Here is a 20,006-nt window from a genome sequence, read left to right as displayed (position 1 = left end):
CACGGCGCATGACCGCGGGCATGATGGACGCCATGACGCACTCCGCCCGCCGCATGTTCGAGCTCCTGGAGCCGATCTGCCTGGTCACCTACTTCGCCGACGAGTGCAACGAGGAGCTGGCCGCGCTCGGCCACCGCACCTACTGGGACGGCTACTTCGCCAGCCGGGCCGCGCCGCTGGGGCGGGTTCCGGCGCAGGTCGTGCACGCGGCCTTCTACAGCTTCGCCGACGGGGAGGCCGCACGGCACATCCCGAGCGCGTGGGAGACGATCCCGCCCGAGGCGTCCGTCGCCGCGCGGGAGCGGGGCAGCGCGACCTCCCTGCGGCGGATCCTCGGCGACGAGCCGGCCGACTCCCCGGGCCTGGTGCGCGCCGCCGACCTGACCACCAAAGCCGCGACGAACGCGCCCACAGAAGGCCGGATGAGGTACGCCGGGATGCGCACCCTTCCGGTGCCGGGCGACCCGGTCGCCCGGCTGTGGCATTCCGCGACCATGCTGCGCGAGCACCGCTGTGACGGACACGTCGCCGCTCTCGTCGGCGCGCGCATCGGCGGCACGGAGGCTCACGTGCTGGACGCGCTGGCGCGGGGCATCCACCCGCCGGGGTCGTTCGGACGCCTCCATCACCTGCCGAAGGAGCGGCTGGCCGCGGTCATGGACGGCTTGCGCGAGCGCGGGCTCGTCGACGCGGACGGCCGGTTCACGGACGCCGGCCGCGAGACCAAGCAGCGCATCGAAGCCCTTACGGACGAGCTCGCCGCCCCGCCGTACGACGCCCTGTCTCCCGCCGAGCTCGACGAGCTGGCAGCCGAGCTCGAACCGATCACCGCGACGCTGGTGGCCGCGGGGTCGCGGTGACGCGCAGCGGCTGACGGGACGAGGAATCCCCGTCCGGTACGGCGAGTTCGCGTCTTCATCTCGGCCGGCCACGCCGACACCGAACTCGTCAGGACGGCCGACGGCTGGCGGATCTCCGCCTCAGCATTGCGGATCGTGTGGACCCGGGGCCCTCCTCCTCGCCTGCCGGACGCGTTCGCCCCGGCCGCCGAGGTCTAGAACTGGCGCTCATGCACGGAGCCAGAGGACCAGGATCGCTGCGGTGGCGACGCCGAGGTACACAGAGCCGCGTGCGTCGTGGCGAGTTGTCGGTGGAGGTGCGCCCGCCCGGCCTGAGTCTGCGGAACAGGCCGGGCGGCTGCTTGTCGACCACGGCCACGGCCGCCCTACACGGTGCACGGCCGGGTTGCAGACGACGACGCCAGGTCCGTCGGCGACCTCTCCGGTCAGGGCCACACCCCGATCCCTGGGCGGGCAGCCGTCCCCCCAGAGGATGACGCCGGAACCCGTGGTCGCACCGCAGTACCGTCCGGCTTTGAGTCCCTGTGGGGGAGGACGGTGCTGACTTGTGCATTCGAGGATGGGTGAGTCGGTCCGCCGTCCTCTCTCCAGGAGTTTCCATGTCCTGCACGGCAGTTGTTCCGTTACTCGCACTTGTCCGTCACTCCGGTGAGCATGGCCCGGCCCTCCGGTCGACGGTTTCTCACCGAGGTCTGCTGAGCTGCTCCCCCCTTCGGGGACGCGTGTCCGGCTGAGCCGACGGCGCACTCCCTCAGTTGCCGCTGAGTGCCATAGCAGGGGTACGCCGATTCCGCTTCCTCGATTCCCCTTTCGCGCACGCGGTTACATCGCGTGCTGTTACTGAAGATCCACTGCCCCGGCCTTTGCCTGAGCGCGCTCCCCTGCCCTGGAGTCTGCCGCCAAGGCCCTTCCCCTTGCCCGTGAAGAGCGTTTGTCGTACCCGGCCGCTCCGCACTCCTCAGGAATTCCCTTTCACCATGAACGAAATCACTGCTCAGCACCACGCCCGGACTCAGCCTGCGACCGAAGGCTGGACCTTCTTAGTCGAATCGATACGGAACCATCGCACGGTGGGTTCCATCGCCCCCAGCAGTAAATCGCTGGCCAGTATGCTGGCTGCGCCATTGCTGGAACGAGCGTCGCAGAGTTCGAACGTTCTGGAAGTGGGCGCGGGTACCGGATCGGTCACCCGAACCCTGCTCCCCCTGATGCCTCGGGGAAGCCGACTGGACGTCGTGGAAGCCAACACCCACTTTGCCGCACACCTGCGTCGCCTGGTTCGCAGCCACCCGAACGTGCTGGAAAAGCAGGAGCAGGTGCGCGTCCACAACCTCTTCGTCGAGCAGCTCGCCACCGACTGCCGCTATGACGTGATCGTCTCCGGCCTGCCGTTCTCCAACTTCTCCCCGCAGCAGGTCGAGGACATCATGGGGCGCTACCTGGAACTGCTCCGCCCCGGGGGCACCCTCACCTACTTTTCCTACTGCGGCAGTCGCTGGGTGCGCACCTTTCTGACCTCCCGCCCGCAAGCCCGCCGTCAACGCGACGTCAAAGGTCTGTTGAACCGATACCACCACCGGTACGCGGTCGGCCGGTGGACCGTGTGGGGAAATCTGCCCCCCGCGGAGGTGTGGCAACTGCGCCGGCCGATCGATGCGGTGACCTCGTCGGCGTGCTGACCGTCCGGCCGGAAACCTCGCGATGAACTCCCTCACCGGTCTGCTCAGCCAGATTCCCCCCGGCCCGGCCTACGCGGTGCTGGCCGCAGCGATCATCGCGGAATCCGTACTGCTGGTGGGTGCCCTCGTCCCCACGCGCGGCGCGGGCTACACAGCGGCCCTCTCCGTCCAGCACCTCTCCGCGATCGGAGGCTCATAGCCGGCCGGAGTGGCCTTGAAGGCCCCCGAGCGTCGCTGCCGCACATCCTGCAGTGTGTGCGCCAGGTTCACAGGGCCGCGCCCGTTCCACGTGATAGTGGAGTGTCTTATGGAATTCCTGGCAGAACCGCCCATGACCCTCACCGCTCCGGACGAACTGATGGCGGAGTACCTCGACTTCTACCGCGACACGGTGCTGCGCAAGCTCGACGGGCTGTCCGACGAGGAATTGCGCCGCAGCCGGGTTCCCTCGGGGTGGGCGCCGCTGGAAGTGCTCAAGCATCTCGCTCATGTCGAGATGCGGTGGCTCCAGTGGGGCTTTTCCGGTGAGACCGTGAGCGAGCCATGGGGCGATATGGAATGCCGCGGCGGCAGGTGGCGGGTCGGCCCGGAGGAGACGTTCGACGAACTCGGAGCATTCTTCAGGGAACAGTGCGAGCGGTCCCGGGCAGTCGTCGCCGGAGCGTCCTGGGAGGACCGTGCCGCGACCCTGGGCGGAGAGGTGCTGCCGGAGGACGAACGGCCCGCGCTGGGCTGGATCCTGTTCCACCTGCTCCAGGAGTACGCGCGGCACGTCGGCCATCTCGACATCGCACGCGAACTCGCCGACGGCAGCGTCGGCGAGTAGGGGCGGGCGCGCGGAATCTCATGCTCGTTGCGGTCATCCGGGGCCCGGCCGGGCCAATCCGGCCGGTCCGGGCCACACCAGTCCGGTCCGGGCCGGTCCAGACCGAGGAGTGTGACATTGGTGTGCGACGCACAGTATCGTGCCGTACGTGGGCGCCGATGAACTGATCCTCAGCCATGCCCAGGAGCTACGCCGCGGCACGGTCGTCCTGGCCTGCCTGACGCTCCTGGAGGAGCCGCAGTACGGCTATGCGCTCCTGGAAACGCTCGGCGATGCCGGTGTTGCCGTCGACGGCAACACCCTCTATCCGCTGCTGCGCCGCCTGGAGAAGCAGGGGCTGCTCATCAGCGAGTGGAACACGGACGAGTCCAGGCCGCGCAAGTTCTACCGGGTCAGCCCCGAGGGCACTCGGGTCCGCGCCGGGCTGCTGCGCGAGTGGCGGGACCTCGGCGCCTCGCTATCACGACTGACCAAGGGGGAACGTTGAGGATGTTGTCCGCGTCCCGCACGGGCACGCTGACGGACCGTTATGTGGCGGAGGTCGTCCGGCGCATCCCGGCCGATCAGCGTGGCGACGTGGCCGACGAGCTGCGCGCCACGATCGCCGACACCGTCGAGTCCCGCGGCCCGGCCGACCCGGAGGCCGCCGAGCGCGAGGTGCTGACCGAGATGGGCGACCCGATCCGGCTCGCCGCCCGGTACGCGGACCGGCCGCTCGCCCTGATCGGGTCCGGGCTCTACCCGACGTACATACGGCTCCTCACGGTCCTGCTGTGCACCGTGCTGCCCGCGGTCACCGCAGTGACCGTGGTGCTCGACATCCTGGACGGCCGGGGAGCCGATGAGGTGATCGGCGGCGCCGTCACGGCGGTGTTCTCCCTCGGGGCCCAGATGATCGCCTGGCTCACCGTGGTGTTCGCCCTCGTCGAGCGGTCCGGCAAACGGGCCGGGACGGTCGGCAGGGGCTGGACGCCCGACGACCTGCCCGAGCGGCGCGTACCGAAGAAGCGCGGTGCGGCGGCCTACGCCGGAGTGGTGTGGCACGCGCTGCTGATCGCCCTGATCGTCTGGCAGCACACCGCGCGGCCGTACCGGACCGACGGCGGCGTCCGCCTCGATGTGCTCGACCCGGGCCTGTGGTCGGCCTGGATCTGGCCGGTCCTGGCCGGGCTCGTCGGACTCGTGACGCTCGACGCGATCCGGGCGGTGCGGGTGTGCACGCGCGCCCTGGCCGTCTGGAGCGCCTGCGCCGAGGCGGTCTTCGCACTGCCGCTGGCCTGGGTCCTGTATCGGCAGGAGTTCTTCAATCCGGCCTTCGTCTCCGACCTCAACGGCGGCTGGCAGACACCGGACTCCTTCTACACCGTGGTGGTGACGGGGGTCCTCGTGGTGGGCGCGGGCAAAATCGTGCGGCGGTTCCGCGAGGCGCGGGGCTGAGTCCGCTCTCTCCTCGGATCGGAACGTCGCAGGGTCCGGGCAAGAAGCTCGAAACGTCGCAGGGGCCGGGCAGGAAGGCGCAGTTGTCGTCGCCGGGGTTCCCGCACCGCCGGTCGCCCGTCCCCGTCGAGGGACGGAACGGTCCTCGACAGGGACGGGGAGCTGCGCATGAGCCGGGACCGGGCGGGTGCGTTCGTCCGGCTCGGTGAGGTGTGCCGGGCACGACGTGCCGGGCACGACGTGCAGGGCGCGACGTGCAGGGCGCGACGTGCAGGGCGCGACGGGCCCGCCGGTCGGGGTCAGTCGTTCCAGTGGTCCAGCACCCGCTGCTGGACCTCCTTCGGGAAGATGAAGCGGAAGGAGCTTCGGGGCTCGCGGCCCTCTTCGGCGGAGGGGAGCAGGGCGTCGTAGGTGACCTTCGGTCCCGTCGAGGTGTGCCGTTCGTCCGGCGTGTAGACGGAGAGCAGGGGCAGCACCGTGCCCTCGCGCACGATCCGCCGGCCGGTGGGGTGCACCCGGGTGGCGAGCGCCCACATCAGTTCTCCGGTGTCGGAGGCGTCCACGTCGTCGTCGAGGACGAAGGTGCGGGGTATCAGGGCTTCGAAGCGCTGGGCGGCGATGACGTCGGTGATCCGCTGGGTGAGGTCGCCGGTGGAGAGGCCGGGGAGCGTGTCGCGCCAGTCGGTGGCGACGCTGACGACCAGGAGGTGCGAGGCACCGTCGAACGGTTCCCAGGCGGAGGTGATGGGCAGGTCCGCCGCGCGCAGTGCGGTCAGGACTTCGGCGGCCAGGGTGAGGCCGGTGGCCGTGTGGTACTCGTCGACGGGTTCGCCCTCGACCACGGTCGGCCAGATGGGGTCGTCGCGGTGGGTGATGGCCTCGATGGTGTAGACGGGCTGCAGGGAGGTCTCGCTCGGGCGGTAGCCGGCGAACTCGCCCATCGGGCCCTCGATTCCGGTGCGTTCGACGGACAGGTGCCCCTCGATGACGATCTCGGCGCTCGCCGGCACCTGGAGGTCGACGGTCTCGCACCGGACCAGTTCCAGGGGCTCGCCGAGCAGGGCGCCGAGGTAGCCGGCTTCTTCCACGCCGTCCGGCAGGGGCATCCCTGAGACGAAGGGCAGGGCCGGCTCGCCGCCCTGGACCAGGGCGAACGGCATCGGCTCGCCGCGGTCGGCCCACTGCTGCCACACCTGGGCGATGTGCTGGGGGTGCAGCACCAGGCCGGTCATATGGGTGTCGTCGATCATCATGATCCGGGCGATGGACCAGTTGGTGAACGACCCGTCCGGGGTGCGGGCGACGATGGTGCCCCAGGTGTTGACGTAGGGGCCGCCGTCGCCGTCGTGCAGCAGCGGGGTCGGGAACCGGGCCAGTGAGGCGTCCTCGCCGAGCAGGATGTTCTGCTTGCACGGTGCGCTGTCGACCAGCACCGGCGGGAGGGGCTCACGGGTGCGGGCCTCGGCGAGGGCGTCGACGATCTCGCGGGCGTTCGCGGTGGAGTCGAGTCCGAGGGAGAGCGCGATACGGGCCAGGGGGCGGCCGGGAGCGGAGCTCAGGGCGCCGGGAGCGCCCAGCAGCCGGAAACCGGGGGCTGAGTCCTTGATGTGGGTGAACAGGGGCGCGGGGGCGACGGTTTCGTAGGAGCGGCGGATGATCGCGCCGACCTCCAGATCGGGATCGACGAGCCGGTCGACGGTGCGCAGGTCGCCGAGTGCGTCGAGGGCGTCGAGGTAGGCGCGCAGGTCCTTGATACGGGCCATGGGGTTCCTTTCCTTCAGGGCCGTCGAGGCGCCGAGGGGCGCCACGGCGGGGGTTTTCGTGGCTCAGCCCACCGCCCGGTCGGGGGCCGTACTGTCGGGCCGGGCGTGGCGGGTGCGGGCGGTGGCGGGCCCTTCCCAGCGGACCGCCCGCCGGCTGTCCAGGCCGAACTGGTCCAGCACGCGCGCGACGAGGTGATCGACCACGTCGTCCACGCTCGCGGGCCGGTTGTAGAAGGCCGGCATCGGCGGGAGCAGGCTGACGCCCATCCTGGACAGGGCCAGCATGTTCTCCAGGTGGATGGTCGACAGCGGGGTCTCGCGCACCACCAGGACCAGCCGCCGCTGCTCCTTGAGGTGGACGTCCGCCGCACGGCTGATGAGGTCGCTGCCGTAGCCGGCCCGGATCGCGGCGAGGGTCTTCGCGCTGCAGGGCGTGACGACCATGCCGTCGGTGCGGAACGAACCGCTGGAGATCGACGCCGCCTGGTCCTCCGGACCGTGCACGACATCGGCGAGGCGGGTCACGTCGCGCGCTCTCCAGTCGGTCTCCAGCTCGACGGTGGCGCGGGCCCAGCGGCTCATCACCAGGTGGGTCTCGATGTCGGGCTGCTGCCGGAGTTCCTGGAGCAACCGGATGCCCAGGACCGCGCCCGTGGCACCCGTCATCCCCACGACCAGTCGCCGCATGATCCCGCCTTTCTTTCGTGCACGAATCATTCGTACACGAAGATACTCATTAGACTGGCAGAATCAAGTCCCGCGTATGCCACACGACCCCGGAGGCCGTCATCGCCACGCCGCAGACACCCCACTACCTCGCGGGCTCTCCCCTGCACCTGCTGCGCCGTGCCCTGCAGAGCTACTCCGCGAAGTGGCAGGAAGCCGTCGGCGACGTCACACCGCCCCAGTACGCGGTGCTGCTGACCGTCCACGAGTGCCCGGGCATCGACCAGTCCCGGCTCGGTGAGATGACCGGGATCGACCTGGCCACCCTGGCTCCCCTCGTCCACCGCCTGGAACTCCGGGGCCTGCTCGCCCGCGAGGTCGACCCCGCGAACCGCCGCCGCAAACTCCTGACGCTCACGGGTGACGGCAACGCCACACTGGACCGGATCCGCCCCCTCAGCGAAGCCGTTGACGCCTCCGTCGTCGGCGGCCTGCCGGACGCGCATCGCGCCGTGCTGATGGAGTCCCTGCGGTGGATCAGCGGCGCCGGACAGCGTTCGGACTGAACGGCCGGGACACCGAACGGCCAGGGCCAGGGCGTTCCGCCGCATCGCCTCGCGTCGCCTCGCGTCGCCTGGCCCCGCGTCGCCTGGGCTCACATCGCCTCGCACTCCTTCGCCTCGCGCCCCCTCGCAGCCCCTTCCCTCGCGCCGTCTCGCTTCGTCTAGCCCTCGCGTCGTCTCGTAGCGGCGGCACCACCTGCGCTGTCGGCACCACCGGCCCGCTGGCCCCGCGAAGAGACCACCGGGCCCAAATGCCGACCCGGACTTTGGTCTCGCGGGCCGAGGCCGGCAGGTGGGCGCCGCGGTTGGCTGAGGGCATGGGCGGCTGCGGTCACCCGTGGTCCGGTCGGGCCGAGTGCTGCTGTGTGGTGCTCCGGTGCGCTCGTCCGGCCGGACCTGTCCGGAACGGAACCTGTGAGGCATGCATGGGCGTGGACGAGATCATCGGCTGCTGGAGTCTGGTGGACTGCTCGGTCGAGCGGGCGGGGAAGGAGCCCCGGCCGCTGGGTGACCGGCCCGGCGGGATGCTGCTGTACAGCCGGGACGGCTGGATGAGCGCGCTGCTGACGGCCGCCGCGGACGACGGCGCTCGTCAGCGCCTGCGGTGGCGCCGGGCGCGGGACTGACTCCGCCGCCGGGGGCCGTTCCTCTCCTGTTCCGCCGCTGAATGCGGCAGCAGGTGGCTTCCCGGGACTTTCCCGTAGTTCCCCCTTTCTCTTCCCTTCCCCTTCCCCTTCCCTTTCTCTTCCCTTCCGCTTCCCGTTTCCCTTCTTCCTTCCTGGAGGTGGTGCGCCATGCGCACAGCAAATCTCGGTAATCGTCTGGTCCTCGTTCACGAGGACGGGGTGGTCGACGTCGAGAAGGCCAGTGACGGTCGCTTCCCGTCCGACCCGCAGGGCGTCTTCGACCGCTGGGAGGAGTTCACGGCCTGGGCGCGGACGCCCGCCGCGCGGGGCGCCGAGCGATTGCCGCTGGAGGAGCGCCGGCTCGGCGCCCCCGTGCCGCGCCCGCGCCAGGTGTTCGCGGTCGCGCTGAACTACGCCGACCACATCGAGGAGTCCGCCCTCGACACCCCTGCTCGGCCGGCGGTCTTCACCAAGTACCCGACCTCGCTGGCCGGTCCGTACGACACGGTGGAGCTGCCCAGCGCGACGGTGGACTGGGAGGTCGAGCTGGTCGCGGTCATCGGCGTCCGGGCCCACCGGGTGCGGGCGGAGGACGCCTGGAAGCATGTCGCCGGTCTCACCCTGGGGCAGGATCTCTCGGAGCGTCGTATCCAACTCCAGGGACCGGCACCGCAGTTCGCGCTCGGCAAGTCGTTCCCCGGGTTCAGTCCGACCGGCCCGGTCATGGTCACGCCCGACGAGTTCGCCGATCCGGATGATCTGGCGCTCGGCTGTGCCGTAGACGGCGAGACGATGCAGGAGTCGCGTACCGGCCGGATGGTCTTCCCGCTCGCTGAGCAGATCGCCTGGCTCTCCGCCGTCTGCCCCCTGCTGCCCGGTGACCTGGTCTTCACCGGTACTCCCGCCGGTGTCGGCGGCGCCCGCACTCCGCGCCGGTTCCTGGCTCCCGGCGAGGAACTGCACAGCTGGATCGACGGCATCGGCGCGCTCCGCAACCGGCTGGTCACCGGCCCGGGTTACCCCGACGGCCCCGGCGCCTGACCTCCGGACTTCCCACCTCCCCTGCTTTCCAGGAGCCGTCATGCCCCTGCACCGTCTCGCCCGGATCACCATGGGCGTGCCTCATGTGGATGCCACACACGACTACTACGCCGACTTCGGGCTCACCGCCCTGGGCCGCGGGCGCTTCGCCTCGGCCGACGGGGGTGAGCAGTTGAAGATCGTGCACGCCGCCCGCCGCCGGCTGGACGAACTGGTCGTCGCGGCCGATGACGCCGACGACCTCGGGCGGATCGGCGCCGCCCTGGACCGCCTGGAGATGCCGTACGTCCGCGACCGGCACTGCCTGCGCGCGGTCGATCCCGGCACGGACGTGACCGTCACCGTCGAGGTCCGGCCCCGTATCGTGCAGCGCGCGGCCGCGCCCGAGCCCTGCAACGGGCCCGGCCGCGTGGAGCGGCCCGACGGCCGGGCACCGGCGGTGCTGCGCGAGGACGCCGTCCGGCCGCGCCGTCTGGGGCATGTGGTGCTGGGGTCGACCGACCAGGCGGCCTCGCAGTGGTTCTTCACCGAGGGCCTGGGATTCAAGGTCAGCGATCTGGTTCCGGGCGCCGCCTTCCTGCGGTGTTCGACCGACCATCACAACGTCCTGGTGCAGCAGGCTCCGGTCCCTTTCCTGCACCACTCCTCCTGGCAGGTCGACGACGTCGACGAGGTCGGGCGCGGCGCGACGCGCATGCTGGCGGGCCACCCCGAACGCCATGTCTGGGGCCTGGGCCGCCACCACGTCGGCTCGAACTTCTTCTGGTACCTCAAGGACCCGGCCGGCAACTTCGCCGAGTACTTCGCCGACATGGACTGCATCGTCGACGACCAGCTGTGGACACCCCGGGTGTGGGAGGACGCCCGCTCCCTCTACAGCTGGGGCCCGCCGGTCCCGCCCTCCTTCCTCGAACCCGAGGACCTCGCCGCGCTGATGACCGGCGCCCATGACGCGAGCTGACGACCCGTACGGCAGGAGGACACCGAGCATGAACGAGAAGCAGAACACGGATGCCGCGGCGGGTGGCGGGACGGGCACGGCTGACGGCTCTGCCCCGGCGGACGCTCCCGTGACGGTTGCGGGGTCCGTCCCGGCGGACTTCCCCGTCCCGGTGGCCGGCGCTGTCGGGTCGGGCGGCGATGACACCTATGACGTACTGGTCGTCGGTGCCGGGCCCGTCGGGCTCACCTGCGCGATCCAGCTCGGGGCCCGGGGATGGCGGGTCGGCCTCGTCGAGCGCTGGCCGCGGCCCTATCCGCTGCCGCGGGCGGTGGTCTTCGACCACGAGGTCGCCCGCATCCTGGCCGCGCTGGGCCTGGCGGACGTGCTGCCCACGTTCAGTGAGCCGGCCGCGGACTACGAATGGCGCAACGGCGACGGCGAGACGCTGCTGCGGCTGGCGTTCGAGGACACCGGAGCCTCCGGCTGGCCGGCGATGAACCTCTTCACCCAGCCACAGCTGGAGGGCGTCCTGGAGGCGCAGGCCCGCCGGACCGCGGGGGTCGACGTGCTGCGCGGCTGGGAGGCCACCGACCTCGCCGAGGACGCGGCCGGGGTCTCGCTGACCGTCGCCGAGAGCGCCGGGGACGAGCCGGTGCTCCGCGGCGGTGTCCGCGGGCACCGCACCCTGCGCGCGCGGTACGTCGTCGGCTGCGACGGCGCCAACAGCTTCGTCCGCGCCCGGATGACGACCACGATGACCGACCGCGGCTTCCAGCACGACTGGCTGGTCCTGGACGTCCTCCCGCACGAGGCGGACCGCGTCTTCGCCCCGCGCAACCTCCAGGTCTGCGACCCCCGCAGGCCCACTACGGCGGTCTCCGGCGGTCCGGGCCGGCGCCGCTGGGAGTTCATGCTGCTGCCCGGTGAGCCGGCCGCGGAGTTCGGCAGCGCGGAGAACGCCTGGCGGCTGCTGGCCGACTGGGATCTGCATCCGGGCAACGCCACCCTGGAGCGGCACACCGTCTACACCTTCCGCGCCCGCTGGGCCGAGAACTGGCGCGAGGGCCGTCTGCTGCTGGCCGGTGACGCCGCCCACCAGATGCCGCCGTTCGCCGGCCAGGGCATGTGCTCGGGCATCCGCGACGCCGCCAACCTCACCTGGAAACTGGATCTCGTGCTCCGCGGCGGCGCCGGCGCGACGCTGCTGGACACCTACACCGCGGAACGCTCCCAGCACCTGCGGCACGCCATCGAACTCTCCGTCTTCCTGGGCGGCATCATCTGCGAACCCGACCCCGCGGCCGCCGCCCAGCGCGACGCGCGGATGCTCGCCGACCGGCGGGCGGGCCGGGACCCGTTGGCGGACATGCCCCCGCAGATCCTCACCGGAGGACTGCTGCGGCAGGGTACGGACGGCGCGCCACCGGCCCCGGCCGGGCAGCTCGGCTGTCAGGGCCGGGTGCGCTTCCGCGGCCGCACCGGGCTCTTCGACCAGGCCGTGGGCACCGGCTTCGCCCTGCTCGCCACCGAGGACCCACGGGCCGTACTCGACGACGAGGCACTCGGCTGGTGCGCGCGGCTCGGCGTCCGCCTCCTGCGGGTCACCGGCGACCCGGCGGCGAACGGACCGGCCGAGGTCGTCGACCTCGACGGTACCTACCGCTCCCACCTGGAAAACTGCGGCCAGGAGGCCCTGCTGCTGCGTCCGGACCACTACGTCTTCGGCGGTGCGGCACGTATGGCCCAGGTGCCGGGGCTGGTGGCGGCGCTGCGGCAGGGGCTCGTGGCGTCCCAGGAGCACGTGGCCTCCGCCGCGGTGCCGTCCGGCCGGTGAGTCGGGTCCCTTCCTCTCCCTCTCCCCCGTCGGTACCGGGAGAGGGAGGCCGGCCCTCTGCCGGGCGACGGTCCCCGGCAGAGGGCCGGTCCCGGCAGACGGCCGCCGGGGGGCCGGTGATAGGGCTGACCGATGAGGTGAGCCGGCAGCCGAACAGCCGCCGGCCCCGGCACCATGGACCCGAAAGGAGGCGCTCATGACACGGCAGTGGCTCCGGCAGCTCACGCCGGACCAGGACCACCCGCACCACGAGCCGGCACTGTCCCCGGCCACCCTGACCGCCATGACCGCCGTCCTCGGCCCCGGCCCCGTCGGGTGGGCGATGCAGACCGCCGACGCCATGGCCGCGGAAGTCCTGGAGCAGGTTCCCGAACACGGCGGCGGTCCGGCGGCCCTGGCCACCCTGCGTCGCTGCATCGAGTCAACGGTCCTGGCCGCTCTGCGGCTGCTGCTCACCGAGGCCGCCGGCGAGGGAGGCACACTGCCCGACGAAGCCCTGGAGAGCTGCCGCGAGTTCGCCCGCCGGGGCGTCGGGCTCGACCGGGTGCTGCGCGGGGTGCGGCTCGGCCACGCCCGGCTCACCCAGGAACTCACCTCGGCCGTCGAGCGGTACGTCCCGGCCGGCGAGCACCTCGCCGAACTGCGCCGGATCACCGAGGAACTCTTCACCCACGCCGACACCCACGCCAGTCTGATGGCCGAGTCCTACATCGCCGAACGCGACCGCTGGCGCGGCAGCGACGAGGCGGCCCGGCGCCAGACGATCGACGACCTGCTGGCCGCCCGTCCGGTGGAACCGGAAACCGCGACCCGGCGGCTGCGCTACGACGTCACCCGTACGCACCTGGCCGCCGTGCTGTGGTGCGACGACGCCGTGGACCCGCTGCCCGCGGCGGAGCGGCTGCAGCACACGGCGACCGCGCTGGCCCGCGCGGTCGGCACCGGCCCGCTGCTCATGATCCCTGCCGCCGGGACCCTCGCCTGGCTGTGGCTGCACGCCCCCGACGACCTCGCCGGCCTCCCCGACCGCGCACGGTCCCGGACCGACAGGGCCCCGGGGGTACACGTCGCCCTCGGCCCGCCCGCCCACGGCACGGCCGGGATGCGCCGCAGCCACTACGGCGCGCGCGAGGCGCAACGCGTCGCCCGGCTCGCCCCCGGCGACTGGCTGACCGACTACCGCGAAGCACGCCTGGTCGCCCTGGCCACCGCCGACCCCGAACACGCCCGTTGGTTCGTCCACGACCTCCTGGGCCCGCTGGCCTCCGACGGCGCCCGGCTACGGGAGCTGCGCGAGACCCTGCGGGTCTACCTCGCCGAGGGACGCAGCCTGCGGGCCGCCGCCGGCGCTCTGCACGTGGCCCGCAACACCGTCACCTACCGCGTCAAACGCGCCGAGGAACTCCTGCCGACGGCCACCACCACGGGCAGCACCCTGGAACTGCGCCTCGCCCTGGAACTCGCCCGCGCCCTGCTCGGGTGAGGACTCCGTTGCCACCCGACCGCGGAAACCTGCGGTGAACCCTGTGGCCCGACCGTGAAGACAGGGGTCTGAGGGGCGCCGATACTCGGCTGGGCCCCGACCGACTGCTGGTTCCGGCTCCGGGTCCGATGGCGCATCGGACCCGGGGTGGCGGATGCCCGACTCCGAAGGCGGATGATGCGCCCGCGACTCAAATCCGATGTGCTGTATGTGCCGACCGGTGACGGCGTCCATGTCTTCGGTGCCGGTGCCGATCTCGCGCTGCGTGGCAGGGCCGCCTATCAGTGGCTGGACCGGCTGGCGCCGCATTTCGACGGTTCGGCCGAGCTCGACGACCTGGTCGGGCGGCTGCCCGACGACAAGCGGCGGCTCGTGCACGCCCTGGTGGGCCAGTTGCAGGCCGCCGGCTGCCTCTTCGACGCGGGAGAGGATCTGCCGCACGGGCTCACGCGGCGGGAGTTGGAGACCTACGCGTCCGAGATCGCGTTCATCGAGTACCACGGCGACTCCGCGGCGCGGCGGTTCGAGACCTACCGCGACAGCGGGCTGCTGGTGGTGGGTGCGGGGCCGGTGTTCGTATCGCTGGTCTGCTCGGCGCTGCGTTCCGGGGTGCGGCATCTGCGGGCCGTGTGTACGGAGGAGGCCACCACCCATACCGAGCGGCTGGCGGAGCTCGCGGCCGAGGCGGCCGTACGGGATCCGGAGCAGCGGGTCAGTCATATCGCCTATGAAAAGGGGGAGTTGGCGCGGCTGGTCGGTGGCCGGGCAGGGGCGGTGGTGCACGTCGCGGACGGGGGCGGTGTCGATCGGGCGCGGTGGCTGGACGAGCTGTGCCGGGAGGCGGGCACGCTGCTGGTGCAGGGGCTGGTGGTGGACGATGTCGCATGGCTGGGGCCGGCCGGTAGCGACTGGCGGTCGGCGTGGCTGCGGCTCGATGCCCGTGGGCCGTTCCGGCCGAACGCCTTCCTCACCGGGCCCGCCGCCGCGGTGGTCGCCTCGCACCTGGGACTCGCGGCGTTCACCGCGCTCACCGGGATCGCCGGCGCCACAAAAGCCGCGGACGGGGCGCGGAAGGTGACGCGGATCGATCTGGAGACCCTGCGCACCTCGACGCATGCGTTCCTGCCCCACCCGGCGGCGGCCCCGGCCCGTCCGGAGACGCGGGAGGAGTTCACCCGGCGCGTCGAGCGGCTCGGTGCCACGGCGCCGCTGGACGAGGACGCGTTCTCCCGGCGCGCGGCCCGTTGCTTCGATCCGTACGTCGGTGTCCTGCGCGGCCTCGACGAGGGGGAGTTCACACAGGTGCCGCTCCATGTGACCGAGGCGGTGCCGCGCGCGGCGGGCGCGGCACCGGTGCACGGGGCGGGGACGGGCTTCGCCGCGGCGCGCCGGGAGGCCGCGCTGCGCGGGCTCGCCTCGTACGCGGCGCACCGCCCCGACGAGCGCCGTTACGGGCCCGGTGGCACGGTGTGGGGCTGGGCCCCGGACGAGCGGCGTGCCGAGGCGGTGGCGGCGGGCCGGGTGTTCGGCACGGACCACGAGGTCGGGGTGGCCGCCCGGCTCGGCTGGGGCGAGGCGGTGGCGGACGGCCTTGCCCAGCACTGTGTGCGTCTGGCGCTGGGCGATGTGGCGCGGGGGCGGTCGCGGCCCCGGCCCGTGCGGTTGCGGCCCGAAGCGCTGGCCGCCGGGGAGCGGCGGCTCCTCGATCTGCTGGCCGCCTCGCGCGGCTCGGTCGAGGTGGCCGACATCGGCGGGGCCCTGGGCGTACCCGTCCTGGCCTGGTGGCAGGGTGGCCGCCCGGCCGCCGTGACGTGTGGGGAGTCGGCGGTCGCCGAGGGGCTTCGCGGCGTTCTGCTCGACCGTCAGGCGGTGATGACGGGCGAACCGGCCTACGCACCGGCCCGGTGGGCGCGGCTCGGCGTGCCCGTCGCGGGCGACGAGGGTGCCGAGTTGCCGGTGCCGGCCGGGCCCGCGCGGATGGTCGAGGCGTTGCGGTCGCGCGGGGCGCGGCCGCTCGTGGTGCCGCTCGATCACGATCCGGCGGTGCACGAGGTGCTGCCCTTCGTCGTGCGCCTCGTCATCGCCGACGGGGACGGGGCGGGTCCGGGGGAAGCGGAGAGGCGGGCGGAGGCGCACGGCGATGCGTAGCGCCACCGACGACAGGCTGCGGGGTTCGGTCGGCCTGCGGTTCTGGTGGCGGACCTTCGAGGGGGTCCAGGACCTCTTCGCGGAGGGCCACGGCGAAGAGGGCGGCCCGGACGACCCGCTGCCGGTCAAGACGTACCGCGGGCTGCCCCGTTACGTGCTTCCCGAACCGGCGCGGCGGATCGGCGACGCGCGCTGGTCCTTCGCCGCGTTCCGTGCCGCCCACCCGCAGGGCGCGCCCGCCCCCGGCGTCCTGGACCGGCACACGCTCTCCGCGCTGCTGTACTGGACGTACGGGGTAGGCCGGATCGAGCTGGGTCCGCATGCCGTGTGGCCCTACCACCGGATGGTCGCCTCCGCGCGGTGCTTCCACCCTGTGGAGCTGTACGTGTGGCTGGCACGTCCGGCGGGTGAGCTGCCCGCCGGGTGCTACCACTACCACCCGGCGCACCACGCCGTGACACTGCTGCGCGAGGGCGGTGTGCCGGACGCGGTGCGCATCGGTGCGGGTGTGCGCGCGCAGGCGGGACTCCTGGTGGCCTCCGCCTGGTTCCGCAAGACCGCTTTCCGCTACCGGGACTACGCGTACCGGCTGTGCGCGCAGGAAGCGGGGATGACGGTCGGGAACGCGCTGCTGACCGGTGCCGCGCTCGGGCTGCGCGCGCGGGTGCACCACCGCTTCGACGACGCGGTGGTCAACCGTGCGCTGGGGCTCGACGGGCGGGAGGAGACGGCGTTCGCCGTGCTCGATCTGGCCCCGTCCACGGCCGAGGAGGGGGCGCCGGTGGCTGCCGCTGCTCCTCAACAGCCGTGCGTCCCAAGCGATTTCCCGGAGATTCGGCCGGTTCATGCGGAGACCGGTCGCATGTCCGACGGCGCGTGGTCCGGTCTGACCGCGCTCGATCTCGCCGCCCGGCTCGCGGGGCCCGGTGCGCCCGTTGACCCCGGCGGCTTTCGCCCGCCCGTCGGGGCACCGGGCCCGGACGGGGTCCTCGGGCTGGCCGGGCCGGAGCCCGGGGCCGGTGGGGTGGAGCTGGCCGCCGCGCTGCGGGCCCGGGACTCGGGCGGGCGGATGTTCCTCCCCGACGCCCGGCCCGTGGCCTTCGCCCGGCTGGCGTCGGCACTGCGGTATGCGCTGGAGCCCGTGCCGTCCGACCATGCGGCTGCACCGTGCCGCCCTCTCGTGTCGGCCCATGTGCTGGTGCTGGGCACGGACGGGGCCTCCACCGGGCTCTACCGGCTGGCCGCCGGTGCGGGGCCGCCCGCGCTGGTGCGGCTGCCGGCGCGGGACTGGCGCGCCGTGCTCGGGATGCTGTGCGACCGGACGCCGGCGGTGAACGCGGCGAAGGCCGGCGCCGTCGTGTTCCTGACCGCCGACCGGCTGGCCGGGGACCGGTGGTTCGGGGCCCGGGGCTACCGCCTCCTGCACCAGGAGGCGGGGATCGTCGCCCAGCGGGTCAGCGTGCTCGCCGCCGCGGCCGGGTTGTCCGCGCGGATCACGAACGGGTACCACGACGGGATGGTCAGGGACCTGATCGGTCTGGATGCCGCCCAGGTGCCGGTGTTCACGCTCATCGTGGGCCGTCGTCGGCCCACCGCCCAGTACGAGCCGGAGCTGATCTGGTGAACCGTACCTGCGGTGCTTCACGGGGCGGGCCATGGCGGGCCTGTGGTGCGCGACGGCCGCGCCCGCAGCCCCGTGCTACGGCCGGACCTGCGGTCGGACCGTGAAGACACCGCACGCTCGCGGACCGCAGGATGCGGAGCAACCAGTGACTGGCCAACTTCTCATCCTGCCAAGGAGAAAGGGGATCGCGATGCAGGACAAACTCGTCCTCGACCTCGCCGACCTCAGTGCGGACGAACTGGAGATCCTGCCGACCTCACCGGGCGAGAGCCTGGAGGCGGTGAACGTGGGCCACGCGATGGTCGAGATCGGCGCGTCCAACTGCACGTCCAGGGGTACCCCGGCGAGCTGCTGTTCCTGCTGCTGCTGCTGAAAGACGGCAGCACGGTCGCGTCCGGCGGGCCCCGCGCCCGCCGGACGCGGCATCCCGGCGAACGACGAGGATGTGACGTTGACCGACGCAGCGACAGCCGCCCGCACCGGACGGCTCGCCGAAACCCTCCGCCCGGCCCGCCCCACCGGCCCCGAGACGGCCCTCGCGGCTCCCGCGGCCCCCGTCGCCGTCGTCGGCAAGGGCGCCCTCGCCTCGACGATCCGGGCGGCCCTGGCCCGTACGCACCGGCTGGTGCCGGAGGAGGATCCGGCGTGTGCCGCGGTGGTCACCGCCGAGGACGGCTGGGTGACCGGGACCGAGCCACCGCGCCCCGACGTGCCCTGGCTGCCCGTACGGGTCGAGCTCGGTCTGCTCGTGATCGGCCCGGCGACCGTACCGGGGCGGGCCGGGTGTGCCCGGTGCGCCCGGACGCGGCGGCAGCGGGCCCTCGGCAAGGACAGTCCGCGCGCGGCCCTCCTGGAGCGGCACGGCGACCGGCTCGCGGACCGGGCGTCACCAGTCCTCACCACCTGGGCGTGCGAAACCGCCGCCGCGCTCGTCGCGAGCGACCTGGGCGCCACCGCCGGGCGGTCGACCGACCGCGCCGTCGCCTTCCTGCCGTTGACGACCATGGCCGTCGACGTGCACCGCTTCCTGCCCGACCCGGCGTGCACCTGGTGCGGCGGGCTCCCGGAGGACCGGCCGCCCGTCCTCATGGAGCGGCCCCGGCCCAAGCCCCACCCGGACGTCCCGCGCGTGCGCGACCTGCGAGCGGACTGGGACGAGCTGGTCGCCCGGTACGTCGACGGGCGCACGGGACTGGTCCGGCAGCTCGACGTACGCACCGACTATCCGTATCCCATGGTCTCCGCCCCGCTGCACCTGCCGGGCGGGGAGCAGGAGGCCGGGTTCGGCCGCGATCTGGACTACGCGGCGTGCGCCCGGACCGCGCTCGCCGAGGCCCTGGAGCGGCTGGGCGGGGCCCGGCCCGGCGGGCGGCGGACGACGGTGCGGTCCGGCTACGCGGCGGTCGCCGACCGGGCGCTGTGCCCCCTCGACCTGGGCCTGTACCCGCCCGAGCGCTACGCCGAGCCGGACTTCCCCTATCCGCCGTACGACCCGGGCCTGGAGCTCAACTGGGTATGGGGGCACTCCTTCGCCCGGGACGCCCCCGTCCTGGTGCCGGAGGACTACGCGTACTACCGCACCCGGCACGGCAACCAGGCGGCCCGGCCCCTGGCGTACGAGGTGTCCAACGGGTGCGCGCTGGGCGGCTGTCTGGAGGAGGCGGCGCTGCACGGGCTGGTCGAACTCGCCGAGCGGGACGCGTTCCTGCTGACCTGGTACGCCCGCCTCCCGGTGCCGCGGGTGGACCTGCGGACGGTGTCCGACCCCCGCGTCGGTGCGCTCGCCGAGCGCATCCGGCAGGACAGCGGCCACCGGGTGCTGGCCTTCGCCACCACCCCGGAGCACGGCATCCCCACGGCGTGGCTGATGGCCGTACGGCCGAGCGGACCGGGCCGGCCCGACGAGCCCGCCGCGGTCTGCGCCGCGGGGGCGCACTTCGACCCCGAGAGCGCCCTGCGGAACGGCCTGTTGGAACTCGCGGCGAACCTGGGGTGGAACCGGGCGGCCTTCCGCGAGGAGCGGGACCGCATCGCGGCGATGGTCGACGCGCCGGAGCTGGTGCGCGAGATGCGGGACCATGCGCTGCTGTACTGCCACCCGGCCGCGTTCGACCGCTTCGCCTTCCTGCTCGGCGACGACGGCGACGCCGAGCGGGGCGGGCTGCCCGTCGAGGAGGCATTCGCGCGGGCCACCTGCCGGCCGCGCGGCGAGGATCTCCGCGACGACCTGGCCGAGGCGGTGGCCCGGTTCACCGGCCGGGGCCTGGACGTCGTCGTGGTCGACCAGACCACGGACGAACACCGGGCGGGCGGGCTGGCCTGCGCGAAGGTGATCGTGCCGGGGCTGCTGCCGATGACGTTCGGGCACCGGATGCGCCGCACCCACGGGCTGCCCCGGCTGCTGCGGCTGCCGGCCGAACTCGGCTGTCGCGGAGCGCCGTTGGCCGAGGCGGAGATCAATCCGCACCCGCATCCGTTCCCGTGACGTCCGTCCGCCTGCCACCCACGCTCCC

18 protein-coding genes are annotated in these 20,006 nt (G+C 72.9%); 16 read left to right on the top strand and 2 right to left on the bottom strand.

Annotated elements, in window-relative coordinates:
* Window positions 1-32: 32 nt before the first annotated feature.
* From K7396_RS33610 to K7396_RS33585, 6 genes are all read left to right on the top strand, one after another.
* Complete coding sequence (locus K7396_RS33610; RefSeq protein WP_086715449.1) at window positions 33-860, top strand: SCO6745 family protein; 828 nt, start codon at window positions 33-35, stop codon at window positions 858-860.
* A 977-nt stretch (window positions 861-1,837) separates the two neighbouring features.
* The gene (locus tag K7396_RS33605) at window positions 1,838-2,539 is read left to right on the top strand and encodes a class I SAM-dependent methyltransferase (protein ID WP_086715381.1); all 702 of its coding nucleotides are present in this window, start codon (window positions 1,838-1,840) and stop codon (window positions 2,537-2,539) included.
* A 22-nt stretch (window positions 2,540-2,561) separates the two neighbouring features.
* Complete coding sequence (locus tag K7396_RS33600; RefSeq protein ID WP_174886884.1) at window positions 2,562-2,738, top strand: hypothetical protein; 177 nt, start codon at window positions 2,562-2,564, stop codon at window positions 2,736-2,738.
* Between the two features lie 108 nt (window positions 2,739-2,846).
* Window positions 2,847-3,365 carry a DinB family protein gene (locus K7396_RS33595; RefSeq protein WP_223660291.1) on the top strand — a complete coding sequence of 173 codons (519 nt, stop codon included), beginning with the start codon at window positions 2,847-2,849 and terminating at the stop codon, window positions 3,363-3,365.
* 148 nt (window positions 3,366-3,513) lie between these two features.
* On the top strand, window positions 3,514-3,852 hold the full coding sequence (locus K7396_RS33590; protein ID WP_086715445.1) for a PadR family transcriptional regulator: 339 nt from the start codon (window positions 3,514-3,516) through the stop codon (window positions 3,850-3,852).
* Window positions 3,853-3,854: 2 nt separating this feature from the next.
* Window positions 3,855-4,802: an HAAS signaling domain-containing protein gene (locus K7396_RS33585; protein WP_086715379.1), complete on the top strand. Its 948-nt coding sequence runs from the start codon at window positions 3,855-3,857 to the stop codon at window positions 4,800-4,802.
* Window positions 4,803-5,101: 299 nt separating this feature from the next.
* On the opposite strand, the gene K7396_RS33580 is transcribed toward K7396_RS33585, so the two are convergent.
* A complete protein-coding gene (locus K7396_RS33580; RefSeq protein ID WP_086715377.1) occupies window positions 5,102-6,565 on the bottom strand; it encodes a UbiD family decarboxylase in 1,464 nt (487 codons plus the stop codon).
* A 63-nt stretch (window positions 6,566-6,628) separates the two neighbouring features.
* On the bottom strand, window positions 6,629-7,252 hold the full coding sequence (locus K7396_RS33575; RefSeq protein WP_086715375.1) for a non-oxidative hydroxyarylic acid decarboxylases subunit B: 624 nt from the start codon (window positions 7,250-7,252) through the stop codon (window positions 6,629-6,631).
* A 62-nt stretch (window positions 7,253-7,314) separates the two neighbouring features.
* Here K7396_RS33575 and K7396_RS33570 point away from each other — a divergent pair, with 62 nt between their 5' ends.
* The 10 genes from K7396_RS33570 (at window position 7,315) to K7396_RS33525 (ending at window position 19,978) form a co-directional block, all read left to right on the top strand.
* Window positions 7,315-7,797 carry a MarR family winged helix-turn-helix transcriptional regulator gene (locus tag K7396_RS33570; RefSeq protein ID WP_086715373.1) on the top strand — a complete coding sequence of 161 codons (483 nt, stop codon included), beginning with the start codon at window positions 7,315-7,317 and terminating at the stop codon, window positions 7,795-7,797.
* A gap of 422 nt (window positions 7,798-8,219) precedes the next feature.
* Entirely contained in the window at window positions 8,220-8,420 is a 201-nt protein-coding gene (locus K7396_RS33565; RefSeq protein WP_158101069.1) for a lipocalin-like domain-containing protein, read from the top strand.
* 168 nt (window positions 8,421-8,588) lie between these two features.
* On the top strand, window positions 8,589-9,461 hold the full coding sequence (locus K7396_RS33560; RefSeq protein ID WP_086715369.1) for a fumarylacetoacetate hydrolase family protein: 873 nt from the start codon (window positions 8,589-8,591) through the stop codon (window positions 9,459-9,461).
* Window positions 9,462-9,501: 40 nt separating this feature from the next.
* Window positions 9,502-10,422 (top strand): VOC family protein, encoded by a 921-nt coding sequence (locus K7396_RS33555; RefSeq protein WP_086715367.1) that lies wholly within the window; start codon window positions 9,502-9,504, stop codon window positions 10,420-10,422.
* 28 nt (window positions 10,423-10,450) lie between these two features.
* Window positions 10,451-12,238, top strand: a complete 1,788-nt coding sequence (mhpA, locus tag K7396_RS33550) for a bifunctional 3-(3-hydroxy-phenyl)propionate/3-hydroxycinnamic acid hydroxylase MhpA (protein ID WP_086715365.1) — start codon at window positions 10,451-10,453, stop codon at window positions 12,236-12,238.
* Between the two features lie 196 nt (window positions 12,239-12,434).
* Complete coding sequence (locus tag K7396_RS33545; RefSeq protein ID WP_086715363.1) at window positions 12,435-13,721, top strand: PucR family transcriptional regulator; 1,287 nt, start codon at window positions 12,435-12,437, stop codon at window positions 13,719-13,721.
* Between the two features lie 210 nt (window positions 13,722-13,931).
* Window positions 13,932-15,869 carry a hypothetical protein gene (locus tag K7396_RS33540; RefSeq protein ID WP_218039124.1) on the top strand — a complete coding sequence of 646 codons (1,938 nt, stop codon included), beginning with the start codon at window positions 13,932-13,934 and terminating at the stop codon, window positions 15,867-15,869.
* The gene (locus K7396_RS33535; protein WP_086715361.1) at window positions 15,862-17,493 is read left to right on the top strand and encodes a SagB family peptide dehydrogenase; all 1,632 of its coding nucleotides are present in this window, start codon (window positions 15,862-15,864) and stop codon (window positions 17,491-17,493) included. Before K7396_RS33540 ends, K7396_RS33535 begins: the two co-directional genes overlap by 8 nt.
* 190 nt (window positions 17,494-17,683) lie before the next feature.
* Window positions 17,684-17,866 carry a hypothetical protein gene (locus K7396_RS33530; RefSeq protein WP_086715359.1) on the top strand — a complete coding sequence of 61 codons (183 nt, stop codon included), beginning with the start codon at window positions 17,684-17,686 and terminating at the stop codon, window positions 17,864-17,866.
* A gap of 78 nt (window positions 17,867-17,944) precedes the next feature.
* Window positions 17,945-19,978, top strand: coding sequence for a TOMM precursor leader peptide-binding protein (locus K7396_RS33525; RefSeq protein ID WP_086715357.1), 2,034 nt, complete (start codon window positions 17,945-17,947; stop codon window positions 19,976-19,978).
* The last annotated feature ends 28 nt before the right edge of the window (window positions 19,979-20,006 follow it).

The sequence above is a fragment of the Streptomyces angustmyceticus genome, assembly GCF_019933235.1.
GTDB classification, from domain to species: Bacteria; Actinomycetota; Actinomycetes; order Streptomycetales; family Streptomycetaceae; genus Streptomyces; species Streptomyces angustmyceticus.
The sequence above is the reverse complement of the archived record's forward strand: the minus strand, read 5'-3'. Positions and strand labels throughout refer to the sequence as shown.